The sequence below is a fragment of the Synechococcus sp. MW101C3 genome, from assembly GCF_002252635.1.
In the GTDB taxonomy this organism is placed as follows: Bacteria; Cyanobacteriota; Cyanobacteriia; order PCC-6307; family Cyanobiaceae; genus MW101C3.
This window is the reverse complement of record NZ_NQKX01000003.1, coordinates 138,024-157,239: the sequence shown is the minus strand read 5'-3', so window position 1 is coordinate 157,239 and position 19,216 is coordinate 138,024. Positions and strand designations below refer to the sequence as shown.

At 68.8% G+C, this 19,216-nt stretch carries 26 protein-coding genes; 13 read left to right on the top strand and 13 right to left on the bottom strand.

Features of this window, described 5'->3' with window-relative positions; translation table 11 throughout:
• The first annotated feature begins 30 nt into the window (after positions 1-30).
• Together trpA and CJZ80_RS04770 are read left to right on the top strand one after the other, a co-directional pair.
• Positions 31-873: a tryptophan synthase subunit alpha gene (trpA, locus tag CJZ80_RS04775; protein ID WP_094510933.1), complete on the top strand. Its 843-nt coding sequence runs from the start codon at positions 31-33 to the stop codon at positions 871-873.
• Positions 874-884: 11 nt separating this feature from the next.
• Positions 885-1,532: a DUF938 domain-containing protein gene (locus CJZ80_RS04770; RefSeq protein ID WP_094510932.1), complete on the top strand. Its 648-nt coding sequence runs from the start codon at positions 885-887 to the stop codon at positions 1,530-1,532.
• Between the two features lie 31 nt (positions 1,533-1,563).
• Here the strand turns inward: CJZ80_RS04770 and CJZ80_RS04765 are convergent, their stop codons facing one another.
• Positions 1,564-2,565, bottom strand: coding sequence for an NAD(P)-dependent alcohol dehydrogenase (locus CJZ80_RS04765; RefSeq protein WP_094510931.1), 1,002 nt, complete (start codon positions 2,563-2,565; stop codon positions 1,564-1,566).
• A gap of 246 nt (positions 2,566-2,811) precedes the next feature.
• Between CJZ80_RS04765 and feoB the strand changes: the two genes are divergently transcribed.
• On the top strand, positions 2,812-4,662 hold the full coding sequence (gene feoB / locus CJZ80_RS04760) for a ferrous iron transport protein B (protein ID WP_094510930.1): 1,851 nt from the start codon (positions 2,812-2,814) through the stop codon (positions 4,660-4,662).
• Positions 4,663-4,667: 5 nt separating this feature from the next.
• Here feoB and CJZ80_RS04755 read toward each other — a convergent pair whose 3' ends face one another.
• On the bottom strand, positions 4,668-4,898 hold the full coding sequence (locus tag CJZ80_RS04755; RefSeq protein WP_094510929.1) for a FeoA family protein: 231 nt from the start codon (positions 4,896-4,898) through the stop codon (positions 4,668-4,670).
• 39 nt (positions 4,899-4,937) lie between these two features.
• On the opposite strand from CJZ80_RS04755, the gene CJZ80_RS04750 reads away from it, so the two are divergent.
• Positions 4,938-5,123, top strand: coding sequence for a DUF2256 domain-containing protein (locus tag CJZ80_RS04750; protein ID WP_094510928.1), 186 nt, complete (start codon positions 4,938-4,940; stop codon positions 5,121-5,123).
• 8 nt (positions 5,124-5,131) lie between these two features.
• Complete coding sequence (locus tag CJZ80_RS04745) at positions 5,132-5,404, top strand: YciI family protein (protein ID WP_094510927.1); 273 nt, start codon at positions 5,132-5,134, stop codon at positions 5,402-5,404.
• 56 nt (positions 5,405-5,460) lie between these two features.
• Here the strand turns inward: CJZ80_RS04745 and CJZ80_RS04740 are convergent, their stop codons facing one another.
• Positions 5,461-5,874: a c-type cytochrome gene (locus tag CJZ80_RS04740; RefSeq protein WP_094510926.1), complete on the bottom strand. Its 414-nt coding sequence runs from the start codon at positions 5,872-5,874 to the stop codon at positions 5,461-5,463.
• 26 nt (positions 5,875-5,900) lie between these two features.
• Positions 5,901-6,269, bottom strand: a complete 369-nt coding sequence (locus CJZ80_RS04735) for an AbrB family transcriptional regulator (RefSeq protein WP_094510925.1) — start codon at positions 6,267-6,269, stop codon at positions 5,901-5,903.
• A gap of 390 nt (positions 6,270-6,659) precedes the next feature.
• On the opposite strand from CJZ80_RS04735, the gene CJZ80_RS04725 reads away from it, so the two are divergent.
• Both CJZ80_RS04725 and CJZ80_RS04720 read left to right on the top strand, forming a co-directional pair.
• Positions 6,660-7,160, top strand: a complete 501-nt coding sequence (locus CJZ80_RS04725) for a hypothetical protein (protein ID WP_094510923.1) — start codon at positions 6,660-6,662, stop codon at positions 7,158-7,160.
• Between the two features lie 24 nt (positions 7,161-7,184).
• On the top strand, positions 7,185-7,712 hold the full coding sequence (locus CJZ80_RS04720; protein ID WP_094510922.1) for a Nif11 domain/cupin domain-containing protein: 528 nt from the start codon (positions 7,185-7,187) through the stop codon (positions 7,710-7,712).
• On the opposite strand, the gene CJZ80_RS04715 is transcribed toward CJZ80_RS04720, so the two are convergent.
• From CJZ80_RS04715 to CJZ80_RS04695, 5 genes are all read right to left on the bottom strand, one after another.
• The gene (locus tag CJZ80_RS04715; RefSeq protein ID WP_094510921.1) at positions 7,654-8,145 is read right to left on the bottom strand and encodes a phosphate-starvation-inducible PsiE family protein; all 492 of its coding nucleotides are present in this window, start codon (positions 8,143-8,145) and stop codon (positions 7,654-7,656) included. The two genes, CJZ80_RS04720 and CJZ80_RS04715, sit on opposite strands and share 59 nt — an antisense overlap.
• Complete coding sequence (locus CJZ80_RS04710; RefSeq protein ID WP_094511069.1) at positions 8,145-8,378, bottom strand: hypothetical protein; 234 nt, start codon at positions 8,376-8,378, stop codon at positions 8,145-8,147. The genes CJZ80_RS04715 and CJZ80_RS04710 overlap by 1 nt, the downstream gene beginning before the upstream one ends.
• Before the next feature lie 88 nt (positions 8,379-8,466).
• Complete coding sequence (locus CJZ80_RS04705) at positions 8,467-8,772, bottom strand: hypothetical protein (protein ID WP_094510920.1); 306 nt, start codon at positions 8,770-8,772, stop codon at positions 8,467-8,469.
• Positions 8,772-9,197, bottom strand: coding sequence for a YkvA family protein (locus CJZ80_RS04700; RefSeq protein WP_233132810.1), 426 nt, complete (start codon positions 9,195-9,197; stop codon positions 8,772-8,774). The genes CJZ80_RS04705 and CJZ80_RS04700 overlap by 1 nt, the downstream gene beginning before the upstream one ends.
• 94 nt (positions 9,198-9,291) lie before the next feature.
• Entirely contained in the window at positions 9,292-10,215 is a 924-nt protein-coding gene (locus CJZ80_RS04695) for an RNA polymerase sigma factor RpoD/SigA (protein ID WP_094510919.1), read from the bottom strand.
• A 272-nt stretch (positions 10,216-10,487) separates the two neighbouring features.
• On the opposite strand from CJZ80_RS04695, the gene CJZ80_RS04690 reads away from it, so the two are divergent.
• Entirely contained in the window at positions 10,488-11,015 is a 528-nt protein-coding gene (locus CJZ80_RS04690; protein ID WP_094511067.1) for a DUF2214 family protein, read from the top strand.
• 274 nt (positions 11,016-11,289) lie between these two features.
• Positions 11,290-11,967: a peptidase gene (locus CJZ80_RS04685; RefSeq protein WP_233132809.1), complete on the top strand. Its 678-nt coding sequence runs from the start codon at positions 11,290-11,292 to the stop codon at positions 11,965-11,967.
• Here the strand turns inward: CJZ80_RS04685 and hisIE are convergent.
• Positions 11,958-12,704: a bifunctional phosphoribosyl-AMP cyclohydrolase/phosphoribosyl-ATP diphosphatase HisIE gene (gene hisIE / locus CJZ80_RS04680; RefSeq protein ID WP_094510918.1), complete on the bottom strand. Its 747-nt coding sequence runs from the start codon at positions 12,702-12,704 to the stop codon at positions 11,958-11,960. The genes CJZ80_RS04685 and hisIE overlap by 10 nt on opposite strands.
• An 89-nt stretch (positions 12,705-12,793) precedes the next feature.
• Here hisIE and CJZ80_RS04675 point away from each other — a divergent pair, with 89 nt between their 5' ends.
• The 4 genes from CJZ80_RS04675 to CJZ80_RS04660 are packed head-to-tail and all read left to right on the top strand — an operon-like array spanning position 12,794 to position 16,288.
• The gene (locus CJZ80_RS04675; protein WP_094510917.1) at positions 12,794-13,261 is read left to right on the top strand and encodes a 6-carboxytetrahydropterin synthase; all 468 of its coding nucleotides are present in this window, start codon (positions 12,794-12,796) and stop codon (positions 13,259-13,261) included.
• Entirely contained in the window at positions 13,258-14,235 is a 978-nt protein-coding gene (locus tag CJZ80_RS04670) for a permease (protein WP_094510916.1), read from the top strand. Before CJZ80_RS04675 ends, CJZ80_RS04670 begins: the two co-directional genes overlap by 4 nt.
• Positions 14,232-14,927 (top strand): TIGR03943 family protein, encoded by a 696-nt coding sequence (locus tag CJZ80_RS04665; RefSeq protein ID WP_094510915.1) that lies wholly within the window; start codon positions 14,232-14,234, stop codon positions 14,925-14,927. The genes CJZ80_RS04670 and CJZ80_RS04665 overlap by 4 nt, the downstream gene beginning before the upstream one ends.
• Positions 14,924-16,288: a hypothetical protein gene (locus CJZ80_RS04660; protein WP_094510914.1), complete on the top strand. Its 1,365-nt coding sequence runs from the start codon at positions 14,924-14,926 to the stop codon at positions 16,286-16,288. The genes CJZ80_RS04665 and CJZ80_RS04660 overlap by 4 nt, the downstream gene beginning before the upstream one ends.
• 17 nt (positions 16,289-16,305) lie before the next feature.
• On the opposite strand, the gene CJZ80_RS04655 is transcribed toward CJZ80_RS04660, so the two are convergent.
• From CJZ80_RS04655 to CJZ80_RS04645, 3 genes are all read right to left on the bottom strand, one after another.
• Complete coding sequence (locus tag CJZ80_RS04655; protein ID WP_094510913.1) at positions 16,306-17,133, bottom strand: metal ABC transporter permease; 828 nt, start codon at positions 17,131-17,133, stop codon at positions 16,306-16,308.
• Positions 17,130-17,897, bottom strand: coding sequence for a metal ABC transporter ATP-binding protein (locus tag CJZ80_RS04650; protein WP_094510912.1), 768 nt, complete (start codon positions 17,895-17,897; stop codon positions 17,130-17,132). Before CJZ80_RS04650 ends, CJZ80_RS04655 begins: the two co-directional genes overlap by 4 nt.
• Positions 17,898-18,008: 111 nt before the next feature.
• Positions 18,009-19,049, bottom strand: coding sequence for a metal ABC transporter solute-binding protein, Zn/Mn family (locus tag CJZ80_RS04645; RefSeq protein ID WP_094510911.1), 1,041 nt, complete (start codon positions 19,047-19,049; stop codon positions 18,009-18,011).
• Between the last annotated feature and the right edge of the window lie 167 nt (positions 19,050-19,216).

Below are 19,216 nucleotides of genomic sequence, written 5' to 3'. Positions count from 1 at the left end.
ACGGCCAGAGCGTGCAGGATCCGGCTCCGAATGAGCGCCACCCCGTCCAGCAATGTCGCCGCCAGCGGCACCACGGCCATCCAGGCACGGTTCAGCCAGCTGCAGGCGCAGGGCCGTTGCGCCTTGATGCCGTTCCTGATGGCTGGTGATCCGGATCTGGCCACCACCGCCGCCACCCTGCTCGCCCTTCAGGAGGCCGGCGCCGACCTGATCGAGCTGGGCATCCCCTACAGCGATCCGCTGGCCGATGGCCCGGTGATCCAGGCGGCCGCCAGCCGCGCCCTCGCCGCCGGCACCACGCCGGGCAAGGTGCTCGACATGCTCACCGGCCTGCGCGGTCAGCTCACCACTCCCCTGGTGCTGTTCACCTACAGCAACCCGCTGCTCAACCGCGGCATGGACACCTTCTGCCGTGAGGCCGCCGCTGCCGGCGCCGCCGGCCTGGTGGTGCCGGATCTGCCGTTGGAGGAAGCGGAGCGGCTCTCGCCGATCGCCGCGGCGGAGGGGCTTGATCTGGTGCTGCTGGTGGCCCCCACCACCCCATCCGAGCGCATGGGGCGCATCGCCGCCGCCAGCCGGGGCTTCACCTATCTGGTCAGCGTCACCGGGGTCACCGGTGTGCGTGCGGCGATGGAACTGCGCGTGGGCGGCCTGGTGCAGCAACTCAAGGCCATGGGGCCCACGCCGGTGGCCGTGGGCTTCGGCATCTCCGGGCCGGAGCAGGCCCGCCAGGTGCGCGATTGGGGCGCCGATGGCGCGATCGTGGGCAGCGCGCTGGTGAAGGTGATGGCAGCGGCAGCGTCCGCTGCGGAGTCGGTGCCGGCGGCGGCAGGTGCCTATCTGACCGGCCTGCGCCAGGCCCTCGACAGCTGAGCGCCCTGCCCATGCCCCCCCAGCCGCTCGATCTACCCTTTTCCGAAGCCTGCGAGCGCAACAAGCAGCCGTTGCTGGAGGCGCTGCGTACGTGGCTGCCCCAGCCCCCCGACCGGCCGGCACTGGTGCTGGAGGTGGGCTCGGGCACCGGCCAGCACGGCGTGCATTTCAGCCAGCACCTGCCCGTACGCTGGCAACTCAGCGACCGGCCTGAGCACCTGCCGGGGCTGCGGCGGCGCCAGGCGCACGCCAGCGCCGACGGCGCGCTGGCCGTCGGCCAGCTGCTGCCGCCGCTGCAGCTGGATGTGACCCAGCCTGACTGGCCGGCCGGTCCGTTCGATGCGGTGTTCAGCGCCAACACCGCCCACATCATGCCGGCGGCGGCCGTGCCCGCTCTGTTCGCCGGCAGTGCCCGGGTGCTGGCTGCGGGTGGGCTGTTTCTGCTTTACGGCCCCTTCCACGACGGCGGTGTGCACACCAGCGCCAGCAATGCCGCCTTTGACGCCCACCTGCGCGCGATCGATCCCGCCATGGGGGTGCGCGACAGCCTGAAGCTGATCGCCATCGCACGTGCTCAGGGGCTGGTGCCGGAAGCGGATCTTCCGCTGCCGGCCAACAACCGCCTGCTGGTGTTCCGCCGCTCTCCCGCCGGCGGCTGACGCACCGGCACCTGAGGCGCTGGCGTCCGGCTCAGGCCGGTCCGTCGAGCACGAAGCGGTAGCGCACATCGCCGCTGCGCAGCCGGGCGATGGCGGTGTTGATCTCGTGCATGGGCAGGCTTTCCACCTGGGGTTGGATGCCGTGCCGCGCGCAGAACTCCATCATCTTCAGCAGGCTGGCGGGTGAGGAGGTGGGGCTGCCGGTGAACTGGCGCCGTCCGGCGATGAACGGGAACACATTGAAGGGGATGGGCTCCAGCGTCACACCGAGCTGGTGCAGCCGGCCCTTCGGTGCCAGGGCGTTCACCACCGCGTCCCAATCCAGCGGTTGGTTGGTGGTGTTGATGATCAGGTCGTAGCGGTTCGGCGTGGCGGCCAGATCGCCCAGCAGCTGGATCTCATGGGCCCCGAAGCCGCGCGCCTCCTCCGCCTTGGCGGGGTTGGTGGTGATGGCGGTCACCTGGCAGCCCCAGGCGCGGGCGAACTGCAGCGCCATGTGGCCCAACCCGCCGATGCCGATCACGCCCACATGGGCGGTGGGGGAGACGGCCTCGTCGATCAGGGGCGCGAACACGGTGATGCCGCCGCAGAACAGGGGGCCCGCCAGGGCTGGATCGAGGCTGTCGGGGATGGGGATCAGCCAGTCCTGCTGGGCTTTCACATGGCTGGCGAAGCCGCCGCTGCGGCCTACCACGCTCGCCTCCAGGTCGGCGCAGAGGTTCTGATCCCCCCCGAGGCACAGGGCGCAGTGGCTGCAGCTTCCGGCGATCCAGCCCAGGCCGCGCAGCTGGCCGATCAGCGTTTCCGGCACCCCTTCGCCCACCGCCACCACCCGGCCCACCGCCTCATGGCCGGCCACCAGCGGATAGCTGCTGATCCCCCAGTGGTTGTCGAGCATCGACAGATCGCTGTGGCACAGGCCGCAGTGCAGCACCTCCAGCAGCGCTTCGCCGGGGCCTGGAGGCAACAGCTCGGCGCTGCTGCGCTGCAGCGGGGCTCCGGCAGCATCAGCCTGCCAGGTGGTGATCTGCATGGAGCGTCCGTTGGCGTTGTTGACCCCAGCATGGCGATCTGCGCGGGCCTGGGAGCGGCCGTGGCCGGATCGCCATCAGGTTCGCCTCTTGGCGTGCTGATCGCTGGCCGCCTGGATCGCTGGTGGATGGGCCGTGCGGGTCATCCGGGTTGCTTTTGGATCGCCAGCTGAGGCGCGATGGTCTGGTTGGCGCCTACCTCCGCGCGCTGAGGGCTGCGCCTTGTTTTCTGCTCCTAACGTGAGGGGATGCCTGCGATCACCCAGGGTTGCCATACGTCCGGCTCGGCGGCGGCGCTGCCGGGCGGGGTGCGCCAGGTGGCCTTGATCGGCATGCCCAACACCGGCAAATCCACCCTCTACAACAAGCTCACCGGCGGCCGCGCCCATGTGGCCAACTGGCCGGGCCTCACCGTAGATCTGCTGCGCGGTGAACTGCCCAGCGATGCCTTCGGCAACGACTACCAACTGGTGGATCTGCCCGGCATCCATGACCTCAAGGGCAGCAGCGAAGACGAGGCGATCGTGCGCCGCTATCTGGCCACAGCCCCGCCGGATCTGATCGTGCTGGTGATCAACACCAGCCGCGCCGCCACCCAGCTGCGCCTCGCCCTGGAGCTGCGCGCCACCGGCCTGCCGTTCATCGTGGCGCTCAACATGAGCGACGAAGCCGCGCGCTTCGGCGTGAAGGTGAACGCGGTCCGCCTCAGTGAAGACCTGCAGGTGCCGGTGGTGCCGATCAGCGCCCGCAGCGGTCGCGGGGTGCCGGATCTCCTCGATCAGATTCATCGCCTGGAGGCGACCACCTTCCCGCCCCCGGCCCGGCTCGAGCCCGATGCACTCGACGCGCGCCTGCAGGCGTTGTCAGCAGCCTGTGTGCAGGCACCACACGGCCTGATCGACCGGCTCAGCCACCGCATCGACCGCTTCCTGCTGCATCCGGCGGTGGGGGTGCTGGCGTTCCTGGTCGTGATGTTGGCCATGTTCCAGGCGATCTACGCGATCGGCACGCCACTGCAGGAGCTGCTCGGCACTGCCGCCGATGCACTGGAAACCCGGCTGCTGCTACCGCTGCTGCAGTCGCTGCGGCTTTCGCCCTTCCTCGTGCACCTGGCCACCGATGGGCTCTGGCTCGGGCTCACCACGGTGGTGAGCTTCATGCCGATCATCTTCCTCTTCTATCTGATGATCTCCCTGATCGAAGACTCGGGCTATCTGGCCCGCTCCGCCTTCCTGATGGACGGCTTCATGCACTGGCTCGGCATGGATGGCCGCAGCTTCGTGCTGCAGATCATGGGCTTCGGCTGCAACGTGCCGGCGATCATGGGCACCCGGGTGATCCGCGACCGTCCCCGGCGGCTGCTGTCGATGCTGGTGATCCCGTTCTCGCTCTGCCAGGCGCGGCTGGCGGTGTTCGTGTTCATGGCCGGCGCCTTTTTTGTTCGCCCCTGGTGGGCGGCGGGGCTGGTGGTGTTCGGCTTCTACGTGATGAGCTTCGTGGCGGCGGTGCTCACGGCACTGCTGTTCAAGCACGTGTACCGCGGCCGCGAGGGATTCGTGCTCGAGCTGCCCCCTTACCGCACCCCCAGTCTCGACACCATGCTGCAGCGCGCCTGGCAGCAGATGGTGAATTTCTTCTTCACCACCCGCCAGTTCATCGTGATCGGCGTGATCGCCGTGTGGCTGCTCAACAACCTGCCGCCCGGTGTCGACCCCCTTTCCGGCCTCTCGCTGTCCGGAATGATCGGACGCACCTTCCAGCCGCTGCTCGGGCCGATCGGCATGAACCCCTCCCTCACGGTGTCGCTGATCTTCGGGTTCGTGGCCAAGGAAATCCTGCTGGGGGCGATGGCGGTGATCTATGCCACCAGCCAGGCGGGCCTGGGCGGAGCGTTGGTGCAGGCGATCACGCCGCTGCAGGCCGTCAGTTTCATGATGTTCACGCTGCTCTACACCCCGTGCCTGTCCACGGTGGCGGTGCAGTGGCAGGAATCGCGCAGCCGCGTGTTCGTGTTGGTGTCGCTGGCCTGGTCGTTCACGCTGGCCTGGGTGATGGCCCTGCTCACCTATCAGGGCGGCCTGCTGCTTGGTCTGGGCTGAGCGGATCAAGCAGCCAGCGGTCGGATCGCCATCTCCGCAGCATCACTGCGCCGCAGCATGAATTCAACCTGCCCGCAACGCACATGCAGCAGACCGCCGGGGAAGCCACGGCGCAGCACCTGCACTTCGGAGCCCGGCCGCAATCCCATCGCCCGCAGGCGGTCGTGGAGGGAGGGGAGCTGGGGCAGCGTGACCAGCACGACGACCTGACCGATCGGCGCGGTTGCCAGCGTCATGGTGGTGGACTGGAAGCGTTGTTCAACGTAGGAGGTGGGATGGCAGCACAACAGCCTGCCAACCGGCCGTCGCGGCGTGGTGACCGCCCCACCAAGATCTGCCCGGTGTGCGGCAGGCCGTTCCAATGGCGCCGCCGCTGGAGCGCCGTGTGGGAGGAGGTGCGGTATTGCTCCGAGCGTTGCCGGCGGCGGCGGGGCGGCACAGTGGAGCCTGCAACCCGCTGACCACGGCGATGGCGAAATTCGTGCTCTGGGGCACCTACTGCGAGGACGCCCTCACGCGGCGCACCCCCTTTCGGCAGGAGCACCTTGACGGCCTGCACCGCCAACATGCGGAGGGTGTGCTGCTCACGCTCGGACCCACCGAAGGCAGCACCCATGTGTTCGGCCTCTATGAGGCGGACGCCCTGGAGCAGGTGGAAGCGCTGGTGCACGCCGATGTGTATGCCCGCGAGGGCATCTGGACCGAGGTGCAGGTGTACCCGTGGATCCAGGCGATCGGATGACGTTGCGACCGTGAAGCGCGGAGGGGTTGCGTTCGCCGCCTGAGCGCGCTGTTCCTTCAGCCCACGGGAGGGGCCGGTTTCCAGTCGCGCAGGGCCTGCTCCCACACCCAGGCCGCCACCAGCTGGTCGCCGCCGTCGCCGAGCACCTTGGCGTAGCCGCTCATCTGGCCCTGGCCGGCGGCGGCGATCCTGGCGATGGCGTCGGGGCCGTCGATGCCCTGGCGCTGCAGCGCGGCCAGCTTCAGGGTTTTGCCGCGCCGCAGGATGTTGCCGCCGTTGATGTGACACCCCACGCAGTGGTTCTCGAACAGCTGGGCGCCGCTGGCCTGCAGGGTGGGGGTGTCTCCCCAGGCCGGACGGGGCCACCAGGCCAGCAGGATCACGGCGAAAACCACCAGCCAGGCCACCAGCCGGAGCCGCCTGAGGGCGGCGGGGCCGGGGTCAGAGGGGTGGGCGCAGGGAAGTGGCATGGGTGGCGGCGCCAGGGTCGGGTGGATCAGTCGTCGGCCTCGACATCTTCGCTGCCGGCGGGGATCAGCCGGATCTGCTTGCGGCCCAGCTTGATCTCGAATTCGTCGCCGGGTTTGAGATCCAGCATCGCGGTGTAGGCCTTGCCGATCAGCAGGTTCCCATTGCCTTGCACAGTGGCGATGTAGCTGAGCTTGCGGCCACCTTTGCCCATCTTGCTGGTGGCACCCAGATCCACACCCTTGGCCTCCAGCAGCGCCTCATAGAAGGCTGTGAAGTTGAGGCGGTCGGAGCCATCCTTCTTGGTGGAAACATAGCCACAGGCGCGAACGATTTCGGATTTCCCGACGTCGCCCATCTCCTTGACCTTGGCCAGCAAATCTGCTCCTTTGATCATGAGATCTTCTCCGTTGTACGTGCCTTGCGCTCTACAACTTACACGATGGATCGATCGCATGCGATCACCATCGCCTCACTCTGCGATTTCACGCTGGCCAGATCGTGCTTAAAGATCAGCGCCTCGAAACGCCTCGGGAGTACGCCCCGGTCCGTCAACAGTGGCCATGTGATGCCGATGGAGGCCCGCCACTTTGTGCTGAGGTGTCCATCGGCCGGCTGCGGATCCGGCACCAACCCACAGCCTCAGCATGGCAGCTTCGTCCTCTTCTCCTCGTCAACACTCAGGCATGGGTGAATAACTGGGAAGATAACGAAACCCATGGCTGCAGCGAATGTACACTTCGTTCCCCCTCGCTTTAAGGCACGGCGCTTTTGCCAGGCTGCAGCCGTGCTGATCCGTCGTCTCACTCCCGACGATCACACCGCCGTCATCGAGGTGTATCGCGATGCCGTGCACACCCAGGCCCCTGCGCTTTACAGCCCGCAACAAGTGGCGGCCTGGGCAGGTCTGCCGCTCAACCGCCCGGACTTCAGGCTCACTCTGGAGCGGGGATTCGGCTTGGTGAGTGAGGGTGAACCCTCCGGCACCGATCCCGTGCCGCCCATCGAGGCGTTCGCCGTGCTGGAGCCGCTGGATCGCGTTTCGCTGTTGTACTGCCGGGGCCGTTCCTGCCGCCAGGGCCGGGCCGGCGTCCTGCTGCAGGCCCTCGAAGCCCTGGCCCGCACCGCTGGGGTGGCCTCCCTGCGCACGGAGGCCAGCTTCATCTCCCGTCCGCTGTTTGAGCGCCAGGGCTGGCAGGTGATGGCGATGGAGGATCTGGAACTGGGAGGGGTGTCGTTCCGGCGCTCGCTGATGCACAAAACCCTCGATTCCGCCCCGCCGGGATGATGGACAGGTTCAGCATCAGGGTCCATGGCCGAAAGCGATCTGCAGCAGTTCCGCGCCAAGGTGAGCCAATTGGTGGCCTTCGTGGCCCTCAGCGACGCCGACCCCGACGTGGAGCAGGCCCTGCGCGATTGCAGCAGCCATCACGAGGTGGTGGCACTGGCCCGCCGCCACGGCTTTGAGATCGGCCGCCGCTGGGGCGAACACCTGGCGCCTGCCGCTCCGGGTGCCGACAATCTGCTGGCCAGCACCTGTCCGCCGCCGGGTGAAGAGCGGCTGGATCTGCTGCTCGACACCCCCGATCTACGGCTGGAGCGGATCCATTCCTGCGCCTGGTCCACCCCTGCCGGGCAATGGCAGAGCCAGGCGCTGGAGGAGTGGGTGCTGGTGCTGCGCGGTGGCGCCCGCCTGGCCTTCGCCGATGAAACCACCAGCCGGGAGCTGGTGGCGGGCGACACGCTGCGGATCGCCCCCGGACGGGCGCACCGGGTGGAGACTACGGATCCTGCTCCGGGAACGCTCTGGCTGGCGCTGCACTGGCGTTTACGTTCGTGATCTCGGCGCGGCGCACCAGCCAGTAGCCCCCGGACAGCGACAGCACGGCCAAGCCGAGACCCACCAGCAGCAGCGGTTTGTCTTCCGAACCCGGAGGGAGCACGATCACCTTCCGCGCCACGGCCGTGAGCGCCGTGATCAGCACCAGCTCGATCTGCACCACGTGATGGCGCAGGTAGGCGGTGACGTTCTGCAGCACCTCGAGGGCGATCAGCAGCGTGAGCAGATCGCCGAGCAGGCGGATCAGGTCGTCGCCCAGCCAGCCGGTGTTGGGATCAAGGAATTGCTGACCCACCGCACCGACGAACTGGACGCCGGCCGCCACCAGCACAATGCAGAGCATCACCGAGAGCACCTTGGCGAGTGCGCGCTCGAATCGGTCAACGAGATGGAGGAAGGCCTCGTCTCCCGCTTTGCCACGGCTCCAGCGCATCAGTTACCGAAGGGGGTGTACTGGGGTTTGGCGCGGGTGTCGCCAGGAGGGTTCTCGATCTTGGTGTCACAGGTAACTGAGCCATCGGCCGCCGTGACGCAGTTGGTGGGCACGATGCGGGTGGCGGGACCCACGTTGCTGCCCGGACCCAGCAGGTAGCCCTCGCGCTGGGCGAAGGCCGGGACAGCGCCCAGGCTGCCGAAGCTGATCAGGGAGCCGCTGACGAGCAACATCAGCGATCGGCCCATGGCTGGGCCGGTTGGTGGACGACGGGGGGGCAGCATCGGAGGGAGGTGAATGCTCCCACTCTGCCTGCGGGGATCAGTTCTCGCCGTCCTGCAGGATTTCCTGCAGCAACAGATCCAGCTGTCCATCGAGCTGCTCATCCGGACGGCCTTCCAGCTGCTCACCCAGCCACTGCTCCTCAATGGCGCAGAGCTGGGCGGCGAGCCGGGCCAAGCCCTCCTCCTGCTCCAGCCGCTGCAGTTCTTCGAGCAGCACGGGCATGCGGATGGAACCGGCCCGCAACGCCCGGCGCAGATCCGACTGGGTGCGGCCATGGTGACGCATCCATTCCTTCAGGAAGGTCTGCAGATCCTCCAGTTGCGGGGAGGTGAAGGAGGCCATCAACGGGTGGGCGGGAACCAGCGATCCAGTTTGCGGCGTGCCCGTGACCGGATATCCGGGGTGAGGTGGCTACCGGTGAGCCCCAGCAGGGCGGTGAGCGCCACCAGATCATCGCTGAAGCCGGCCACTGGCACGAAGTCAGGGATGAGGTCGAGGGGCAGCAGCAGGTAGGTGAGTGCCGCCAGCATCGTGAGGCGCACCTGCGGCGGGGTCTGGCCATCGAGCAGCAATTCCAGACATTCCAGTGCGGGCAGAGCGATCGCTCGGCCGGCGCGCCGCAGAAGCCGCTGCAGCAGCCCCTCATCCACCACGCTGCTTTCCAGCACCTGTGCATCCACGGTGCGGTCGGCATCGCCGGAACCATCGGCATTGAAGCCGGAAGATTCAAAACCAGCGTCGCCTGGGGTGGCTTCTCCTGGCGTCATCACTCACTCCCAAGCACCGAATCTGTTCATCATCGCGGCCACGCTTCCAGAGTTCCAGGGCGGACTTCTTGCTGGAGAGGACGGTGATCACGGCCTAGGCCACGCCCGCCAAGCCTGCTTGTGTGCCGGCCTTGCGCAGTTTGCGCAGGGCGCGTTGCACCACCTGGCGGCAGTATTCGCGGCTGCAGCCCAGTTGGCGTGCCACTTCGGCAAGGGTGCGCCACTCGTGCTGTGCGTCCAGGCCGAAGCGCAGGATCACCACCGTGCGCTCCCGTTCTGTCAGCTGGGCCACTTCGAGCAGGTTCCAGGCGATGGCGGCCCGCTCCTCCTGCTCGGCCCGCTCCATCGGTGGCACTTCATTGCTGGGCAGCACATCCACCAGCTCGGAGGGATCCGCCTTTGATTTCACAATGCCCTGCAGGCTCACGGTGACACTGCGCAGTTCGCAGCCCAGCAGCTCTTCCACATCGGCAACGGGAACGTTCATGCAGGCGGCCAGCTCACGCGATGTGGGCGTCAGGCCATTGAGCTGCAGCAGCTGCGCCTTGGCGGCCCGCAGCCGTGTGAGTTTCTCGTTGACATTCACCGGAATCCGGATCATGCGGCTCTGGGTGGAGAGGGCCCGGTTCAGGCCCTGACGAATCCACCAATAGGCATAAGTGCTGAAGCGGTGGCCGCGGGTGGGGTCGTACTTCTCCACCGCCCGCGCCAGGCCGATCGTGCCCTCCTGGATCAGGTCGAGCAGGTCAAGGCCCTTGCCCTGGTAGCGCTTGGCCAGGTTCACCACCAGGCGCAGGTTGGCGACGATCATCTGCTCCTTGGCGCGCATTCCATAGCGGACCGTGCGTGTTTCGATGCTCGTGAGCGGGGTGGGTTCGCCGTTGCGTCGGCTTGCGCCGCAACGTTCTTCGATCTCCACCATGGCCTGAACCTTGCGGCCCAGCATGAGTTCCTGCGCGGGGCTGAGCAGTTGATGTCTGCCGATCTCGCCAAGAAAGGCACTGAGTGAGCTAGCCATATGTTCCTGATATCTGTTCCGACCCTACGGTGCTTTTGAAGATAAAAGAGGAGCTATAGAAAGACTTCCAGTTTCTCAGGTTCCAGTGGCAATTATGGGGCTATTCCGTTCCGTTATCCCTACCTGAATCTGCCTCTAAATGATGGTGAAACACAGCAAGGTGCGGCGGATCTGCTGCGTCTTGAGTTGTCGTTGCGTCCGCTTGCCCTGGCGTTGCGGGCGATCGGCGGCGTCGGGCCGCTACCGTCCCCGCAGATTTGATCCCACTGGCGATGCTCGCCTTCGCACCGCTCCTCTCTGCGCACCTCGCCCCGCTGCCCGCCTTCGTGTTTCCCACCGGCGTGCTGCCCAGTGCCGGTGTGGCCTATCTGCACTACATCAGCGTGATGCTGTGCTTCGGCGCGCTGGTGCTGGAGCGGCGCCTGATCCGGGCGAACCCCAGCAAGGAGGTGGCCACCACCCTGGTGATCACCGACATCGTTTACGGCATTGCGGCGCTCACCCTGCTGCTCAGCGGCATCCTGCGGGTGCTGCATTACGGCCAGGGGGCCGATTTCTACACCGAAAACCCGGTGTTCTGGTGGAAGGTGGGCCTTTACCTCGCGGTGGGTGGCCTTTCCCTGTACCCCACCATTACCTATATCCTCTGGGCCCTGCCTCTGCGCAAGGGGGAGTTGCCCGAGGTGAGTGAGGCCCTGGCAGGCCGTCTGCGTTGGATCCTCAATATCGAGCTGGTGGGCTTCGCGCTGATTCCACTGCTGGCCACCCTCATGGCCCGCGGCGTGGGCCTGGCGGCCTGAGCTGGGGCGTCCCGTGCGGCTTCGGCCCTGCCGGCTGCGGCGCTTCCTGGTCCAGGCGCTCGCTGCTTGCCTGGTCTGGCCAGCCGGCCAGGTCACCGCTCTTCCCCTCCCGGATTCGGGGTCGTGGAGGGCAGCGCGGGTGTATCTCCCTCCAGTTCAAGTGGGCGAGGTTTCAGGCCGGGGCCCGGCGCCTGCTGCCCTGGATCCCAGCACCGATTGCCCACCGGCGCTAGCCGCACGGCCATGGCGGACCGGCCCAGCCGCCACTGGCGGTATGGACACAGCCGCCGGCCTGCAGGCCGTTCAGCCCCCACCTGATCCAGCAGCTTCCTCCCTCTCCGCGCAGCCCCCAGTGGGCTACAGCCACCGGCTGACGCCCACGCCCGCCGGTTGGGCGCGCCTGGCGCGCTGGTGCGTCTGGGTGGAGCCTGCCGCTGCCTCTGGAGCGATTGCCCCCGCTGCGGCGGCGTCCCTGGAGAGTCGCTGGCAGCAGGCGGTGAACGCGGCGCTGGCCAGCTGGGCGGAGGAGCTGGTGATTGTGCGGGTGACGGATCCGGCGCAGGCGCAGGTGCTGGTGCGGCGTCAGCGGCCGCCGCTGCGGGAGCTGGGCGGGCGCCTGCGTGCCAGCCACGGGCGCGCCTCGCTGCAGGTGCTGGAGGTGCAGCGGGCCGGTCGCTGGCGGCTGGAGCCGCGGGTGGAGGTGCTGATCAGCCCGGGGCAGCGTCAGCTGGCCATTCAGGCCACCGCCCTGCACGAGCTGGGCCATGCCTTCGGCCTCTGGGGTCACAGCGACGATCCGGCCGATGCCCTGGCGGCGGTGCCCGGCCGCCAGCCAGTGGTGGCGCTCACGGCCCGGGATCGGGACACCCTGCGCTGGCTGCAGGCCCAGCCCAGCCGTTTCGGCCAGCCGCTGCCTGCACCGGCTGCCGCGCCGGTCCCCGTTCAGCCGTGACGCCGGGGCGCCCCCCGCCGTTCGGCCAGCACCTCCAGCACCCGGCGCCATTCGACCCCGTGATGGGCCAGCGCCACCTGCAGGTGAAAGATCAGGTCGGCGGCTTCGCCGGCGATGCCGGCGGCATCGTCGTCCTTGCAGGCCATCACGAATTCAGCGCTTTCCTCGCCGATCTTCTTGAGGATGCGGTTATCGCCCCCCTCCAGCAGCTTGTTGGTGTAGCTGCCCGCTTCCGGCTGCTCGCGCCGCGCCACGATCACCCGTGCCAGCTCGGTGCAGGCATCGGCCGGCGGCGGCAGCGCCACAGCCGGCGCCGCCGCCTGCGCGTGCGGCTCGCCGTCGGCAAAGAAGCAGCTGCGCGCCCCGGTGTGGCACGCCACCCCGCCCTTCTGCTCGATCGTCAGCAGCAGCACGTCGGCGTCGCAGTCGTAGCGGAGGCCGCGCAGTGTCTGGAAGTGGCCGCTGGTGGCTCCCTTGTGCCACAGCTCCTGGCGGGAACGGCTCCAGTAGTGCACCTCGCCGCTGGCCAGGCTGCGCGTGATCGCTTCCCGGTTCATCCAGGCCACCATCAGCACCGCCCCATCCAGCCAGTCCTGGGCCACGGCCGGAATCAGGCCGGCGGCATCGAAACGCAGCTGATCGATCCAGGCCGGCTCCACCAGGGGCGCTTCGATCTGAGTGGCTGGCCCGCCACCGGCCGCTGTGGGCGGCGCAGCGGCAGCATGGCGTTCCTCCATGGTGGTGTCCGCGCTAGACCTCGCGGCGGGGCGAAAGGATCCCCCAAGACTGACACCCCCCGAGAGGCGGCGATCCACGCTCCCCTGCCATGACCGCGGCCCACACCTGCTCCAAACGGTTCAGCGGCTACCCCTGCTGCCATCGCCAGTGGCGCCATCCCGGCCACTGCCGTTTCGTGCACGGCTACAGCCGCAGCTTCACCGTGTGGTTCCGGGCCACCCAGCTGGATGCCAACGGTTTCGTGGTGGATTTCTCCTCCCTGCAGCCGCTTGAGGCGAGGCTGGCCGTTCAGTTCGATCACACCTTCCTGGTGAATGCCGACGACCCACTGCTGCCCCAGTGGCAGGCGCTGCACAGCCAGGGCGCCCTCGACCTGCGTGTGATGGACAACGTGGGCATGGAAAGCAGCGCCGAGCTGGTGTGGGGGTGGGCGAACGAGCTGCTGCTGGCGCGCGATGGCGGCCGCGCCTGTTGCTGGAAGGTTGAGGCCCGCGAGAACGAAAAGAACGCCGCCTGCTATGAGGCCGTTCCCACCTGGTTTCAGCCGGTCCTGTGAGCCCCGAACGTCTGGCCACGGCCTGGGCCCTGTTTCAGGCCCTGCTGATCGAGGCGATGCCGTTTCTGTTGATCGGGGTCACCATCTCCACCCTGGCCCGCTGGCTCAGCCCGGGCGGGCAATGGGTGCGGCGCCTGCCAGCCCATCCATTGCTGGGGCCGCTCACCGGTGCCGCGCTCGGCTTTGCCCTGCCTGCCTGTGAATGCGGCAATGTGCCGGTGGCGCGTCAGCTGCTGGCCACCGGGGCGCCGCTGGCCACGGCGCTCGGTTTCCTGTTCGCGGCACCGGTGCTCAACCCGATCGTGGTGGCCAGCACCTGGGCCGCCTTCCCCAACCAGCCCTGGCTGCTGGTGGCCCGGCCCGTGGGGGCGGTGCTGATCGCGCTCGTGCTCGCCACCCTGCTGGCCCGCCTGCCGGAGGCGGCGCTGCTGCAGCCGGCGCTGCTGGAGGAACGGCAGCTGGTCCTGCCGCTCAGCCAGGTCAGCCTGCTGGAGCGCCGCAGCGGGGTGATCGGTGCTGACCCGCTGGCGGCCCAGGCCCTGGCGGCTGCTCCACGCCGCACGCCCCGCGCTCCGCTGGCGGAAATCCTGGGCCATGGCAGCCGGGAGTTCATCGAGCTGGCGGCCCTGCTGGTGTTCGGCTGCGTGATCGCCGCCCTCGTGCAGACGCTGGTGCCGCGGCCCTGGCTGCTGGCGGTGGGTGGGGCCCCCACCCTCTCGATCCTGGCCCTGATGCTGCTGAGCCTGGTGGTGTCGGTGTGCTCCAGCGTGGATGCCTTCCTGGCCCTGGGCTTCGCGGCCCAGGTCACCCCGGGTGCCCTGCTGGCTTTCCTGTTGCTTGGGCCCGTGATCGATATCAAGCTGGTGGGGCTGTTCGGCGTGTTGCTGCGTCCGCGCGCCATCCTGCTCACGGCCGTCAGCGCCGTGCTGGTCGTGCTGCTGATCGGTCAGTGGGTGAACCTGTGGCTGCTGTGACACTCCCCCGACGTCTGCGCGGCGGCCGCTGGTTGCGGCCCCTCGGCCTGGGGCTGTGGGGGGCCGTGCTGCTCCAGAGCGGCATCAGCGGCCGGCTGGATCTGCTGCTGAGGGCCGTGTTCCATCCGTTGGTGTGGATCAGCGGCGTGGTGCTGGTGGTCGTGGCGCTGCTGGAGCTGGTGGGAGGGGGTGGCGCCGCCCCCACGCCGCGGCAACGCACCGTGCTGCTGGTGGGCGTGGTGGTGGCGATCGCGGTCCTGCTGGTGCCACCGCGGCCCTCGTTCGCCGATCTCGCCGCCAACCGCGACCGCGAACTGCTCGATGAGCCGGGCCTGAATTTCGTGGTGCCGCCGGGCCAGCGCAGCCTCACCGAGTGGGTGCGCCTGCTGCGCAGCCAGCCCGACCCGAAGCTGCATGCGGGTGATCCGGTGCGGATCAGCGGCTTCGTGCTGCCCGTGCCCGGGGACCGTCCCCAGCTGGCTCGCCTGCTGGTGCGCTGCTGCCTGGTGGATGCCACGCCGGTGGGGCTGCCGGTGCTGTGGCCCCCGGGCCGGCCGCTGCCAAAGGCCGATCAGTGGCTGGAGCTGCGCGGCGTGATGGACACCGAACGCTTTGACGGCCAGACCCGCAGCGTGATCCGCGCGGAGTCGGTGCGACCGATCCCCCGGCCGGCGCGGCCGCTCGAACCATGAGGGCCCTGCGCCTGGCCCTGCTGGCTGGTGTGCTGCTGGCCGTCGCCCAGCAGCAGGTGCTGCTCCATCGGCCGCCGCGGCTGCTGGCGCTGGAGCAGGCGGCGGCCAGCTCCGGCCCGGCGGCCCTGAACCTGCGCTTCAGCCGGCCGATGAATCCCGGCAGCGTGGCGGCCCGCACCCGCCTGGAGCCGCCGCTGCGCTTCGATCTGCAGGGCGGTGGCAACCCGTTGCTGCTGCTGCCGGGCCAAGGGCAGCGGCTGGTCACCCCGTTGCGGCTGCAGCTGCAGGGCGACGACCGTCGTGGCCTGCCGATGCGTCCGGCCCTCTGGCAATGGGATCCGCGCGCCCATCTGCTGGCGGTGGTGCCGGTGGGCAGCGGTGAGCAGGTGCAGGTGCGGCAGCACGATGGTGGTTGGACGGCACTGTCTCCGGTGTGGAGCTCGATTACCGAGATCGAGCCGCTGGGCGATGGCTCCGGCTTGGGGATCGTGAGCCGGGACGACCAGGGGCGTCACCAGGTGTGGCGCCTCAACCTGCAGGAGCGCAACCTGGCGCGGGTGGCCGCCATGGACGCACCGCTGCGGCCCGATCTGGGCCGGGTGCGACAGACGGGCATCGATCGCTTCACACGCGAGGCGCTGCAGTACGCCCAGCTGAGCAGCAACCGGCAGGGCGATCTGCTGGTGCAATCCACGGCCATGACCCAGGGGCCGGAAGATCTGGTGCAGTGGTTCCGCGGCGGCGGCCGGCGACGTCTCGAGATCGAGGCCAGTGGACCGGTGGCGCTGCTGCCCGGCGGCGGTGAGCTGATCGTGCCGGAGCGGGAGGGGCTGTCGCTGCGCACCCTGCCGCCGCGGGAACCACGCCGCCAGATCCTGCCCGGCAGCCGCGACCTCAGCAGCTTCTGCCCGGTGGCGGGGCGGGCGCTGCTGGTGCGGCACTGGCCCGATTTCCGGCGCTCGCTGGAGCTGGTGGAGCCGGGGCAGGCACCGCGGCCGCTCTGGATCGGCAGCGCCGGGCTGGTGGCCAGCGCCTGCTCCCGTGGCGGCGAACGGGTGTGGGCGCTGCTGATCGAGGGCATCGCTGAGCCGCGGCTGATCCTGCTGGCCCTCGATCGCAACGGCGCGGTGCTGCAACGCCGAGTGCTGAGCGGCTGGGAGCTGGAGCCGGGCACCGGCCTCCACTACGACCCCACCGGCGAACGGTTGCTGCTCACCCTGCGCCGCCTGGAGCTCGACACCCCTGCCGGCGGCCCGCTCCAGCGCCGTGAGGCCCAGCCCGCCCTGATCGATCCGTTCAGCCTCGAGCTCACCTTGATCGACAAGCCGGTGCGCCAGGCCCAGTGGCTGCCAGCCGGCTGAGGGGCGCCCGCTCCCGCTCAGGCCAGCCGTTGCCGTGGGGCCAGCGCCAGGGCCATCAGGAAGCCCACCAGCTGCATCAGCACCACGCAGGGACCTGACGGCAGGTTCAGGCTGCCGGAGAGCAGCAGGCCCAGCACGGCGCAGATGGCGCCAAGGCCAGCGGCCAGCGCCACGTAGACATTGAACTGAACACTCACCAGCCGGGAGGCACAGGCGGGGATCACCACGAAGGCGCTGATCAGCAGCACCCCCACCGCCTTGATCGAGATCGCCACCACCACCGCCAGCAGCACGATGAAAAGGAGCCGGTGCAGCGGTACTGCCACCCCACGCGAGAGCGCCAGCGGCTCATCGAGCGTGAGCAGGATTTGGTCGCGGCGGGTGAGGCCCAGGTAGCCCACGGCAGTCAGCAGCAGGGCCACGATCAGCCCCAGGTCGAGCCAGGAGATGCCGAGGATGTCGCCGAAGAGCAGCTGATGGATGCCGCCCTTGTAGCTGCGCACGAAACTGAGCGCCACCACGGCGATCGCCAGTGACGACGAATAAACGATGTTGAGCAGGGCATCGGTGGGCAGCTGGCTGCGTTCCACCAGGCGGCTCACCACCAGGGCGAACAGCACCGCGAAGGGAATCAGCACCAAGGTGGGGTTGAGGCCCAGCAGGATGCCGAGGGTGATGCCGAGCAGGGCCGAATGGCCGAGCGCATCGCTGAAGAAGGAGAGCTGACGCAGCACCGCGAAACTGCCCAGCAGGCCGCCCAGGGCGCCGGTGAGCAGGCCGCCGATCAGGGCACGCTGCATGAAGGGCAGGGCCAGCAGCTCGGCCAGGGCCACGCCGTCGTTCATCGGTGGTGATGGTGGTAGGGCACATACCCCCGGCCGTAGACCCGCTCCAGCTGGGCGGGACTGAGGGCGTGATCGGGGGGGCCGGAGCAGCGCAGGCTGCGGTTCAGGCACAGCACGCCATCGCAGGTGCGCCGCACCATCTCAAGGTCGTGCGACACCTGCAGGATCGTCCAGCCTTCGCTGCGGCGCAGGTCGAACAGCAGGCCGTAGAACTGCTCCGCCGCCTGGCTGTCGAGGCCGGCCTGGGCCTCATCAAGCACCAGCAGGCGCCGGGGCCGCACCACGCAGAAGGCCAGCAGCACGCGCTTGGTCTGGCCGCCGGAGAGCTCGCTGATCAGTCGGTCGGCCAGGTCGCCGCAGCCGGTTTTCGCCAGCGCCTGGCGCACCGCCTGCCGCCGCCGCTCACCGCCGCGCCAGGGCAACTGCAGCCCGGGCGGATCCCAGCCGAGGCCCACGAAGTCGGCCACGCTGAGGGGGCAGCGGTAGCGGACGGTGAAGGACTGGGGCAGATAAGCCACCTGGGCCCGCACCGAAGCGGGCAGCTGGCCCTGGGGGCCCATCGGCCGACCCAGTAGCCGCACCTGGCCGCTCTGGCGCGGCAGGATGCCCAGCAGCGCCTGCACCAGGGTGCTCTTGCCGGCCCCGTTGGGACCCACCAGCGCCGTGTCGGTTTCCGCCGCCAGGGTGAAGCTCACCCCCTCCACGGCTGTCGTGCCCTCGCGCCGCACCGTGAGGTCGCTGACTTCGAGAACCATTTCCGCCATGGCTTCAGCCTACCGGCCGTGCGGGGGGATCCATCGCCCGGGAGATCGCTGCAGGTGGAAGCGCCGCCAGGTGGTGGGCTGCTGCCGCCAGTGCCGCTGGTCCGGGCCGGCTCACTTGCCGAAGGCCTTGACCAGATCCGACACGTTGCGGCGCATCTGCACGGTGTAGTAGCCGGGGTTTTCGCCCTCGGCCGGACCGGTTTCGAGCGGATCGAACACGCTCACCCGCACACCGAGGTCGCCGGCGAGGGCGTTGAACGAGCGGCTGCCTTCCTGCGGCTCGGAGAGCAGGGCCTTGAGATCGGACTGCTTCACCTGCTCGGCCACCCGTTGCAGATCGGCCGGGGTGGGGTTCTGCTCGGGCGCCTCCACCACGAAGGCGGTCTTGAGCTTGTAGCGCTCGGCGAAGTAGGGGGCGAAGTCGTGGAAGGCCACGAAGGTCTTGCCGGCGAAGGGCTTGAGCTGGGCGGCGAGCTCGGCATTCAGTGCCTGCAGCTCGGCGGTGAAGCTGGTGGCGTTGGCCCTGAACTGCTCCTTGCAGGCGGGCTTGGCGGCGATCAGGCCATCCCGGATCGTTTCCACCTGCTGGACGGCCCGCAGCGGATCGAGCCAGATGTGGGGGTTGATCGGGCCGTGCTCGTGGCCGTGATCATGCCCCTGGTCGTGCTCTTTGGCCGCCTCCTGGCTTTTCCCCGCCTCGCCAGCGGGATCACTTCCATGGTCGTGGCCATGGTCATGCCCGTGCTCACCACCGCCTTTCTCCGCGGCCTTCTCGTCCGCATTGGCCAGGGTCGCCACGCCGCTGCTGGTGTCGATCACGCGCAGCGTGGGGTTGTCGGCGCTGGCGATCAGCTTGTCGAGGAACGACTCCAGACCCAGGCCGTTCTTCACCAGCACGTCGGCCTTCTGCAGTTTCACCAGATCCGATGGGGTGGCCTGGAAGTCGTGGGGTCCAACACTGGTGGGAACCAGTGCCTGCACCGTGGCGCAGTCGCCCGCCACCGCCTTGGTGAATCCGGTGATCGGCAGGAAGGTGGTGACCACCTGCAGGTCGGTGCCGTTGCTGGCCGCCGGATTCTGGGCGGTCTGGCCGCAGGCGACCAGCAGGGCCGCAGAAGCCAGTACCGCCGCACGGCGCAGAAGGAGACGCATGGCAGGCAGAGGAGAGCGGGGATCCCGGCACCGAAGCGGCGAGGGGTCGAATTGAGAATCGTACTCATTTAGGTATGGCCTTCGCCTGTGCCTCGGCCTCTGCATCGCCGCCGCGCAGGCGCCGCCCTCTCACGGCGCTCCATAGGATCGGCGTTGACCCGCTGTCG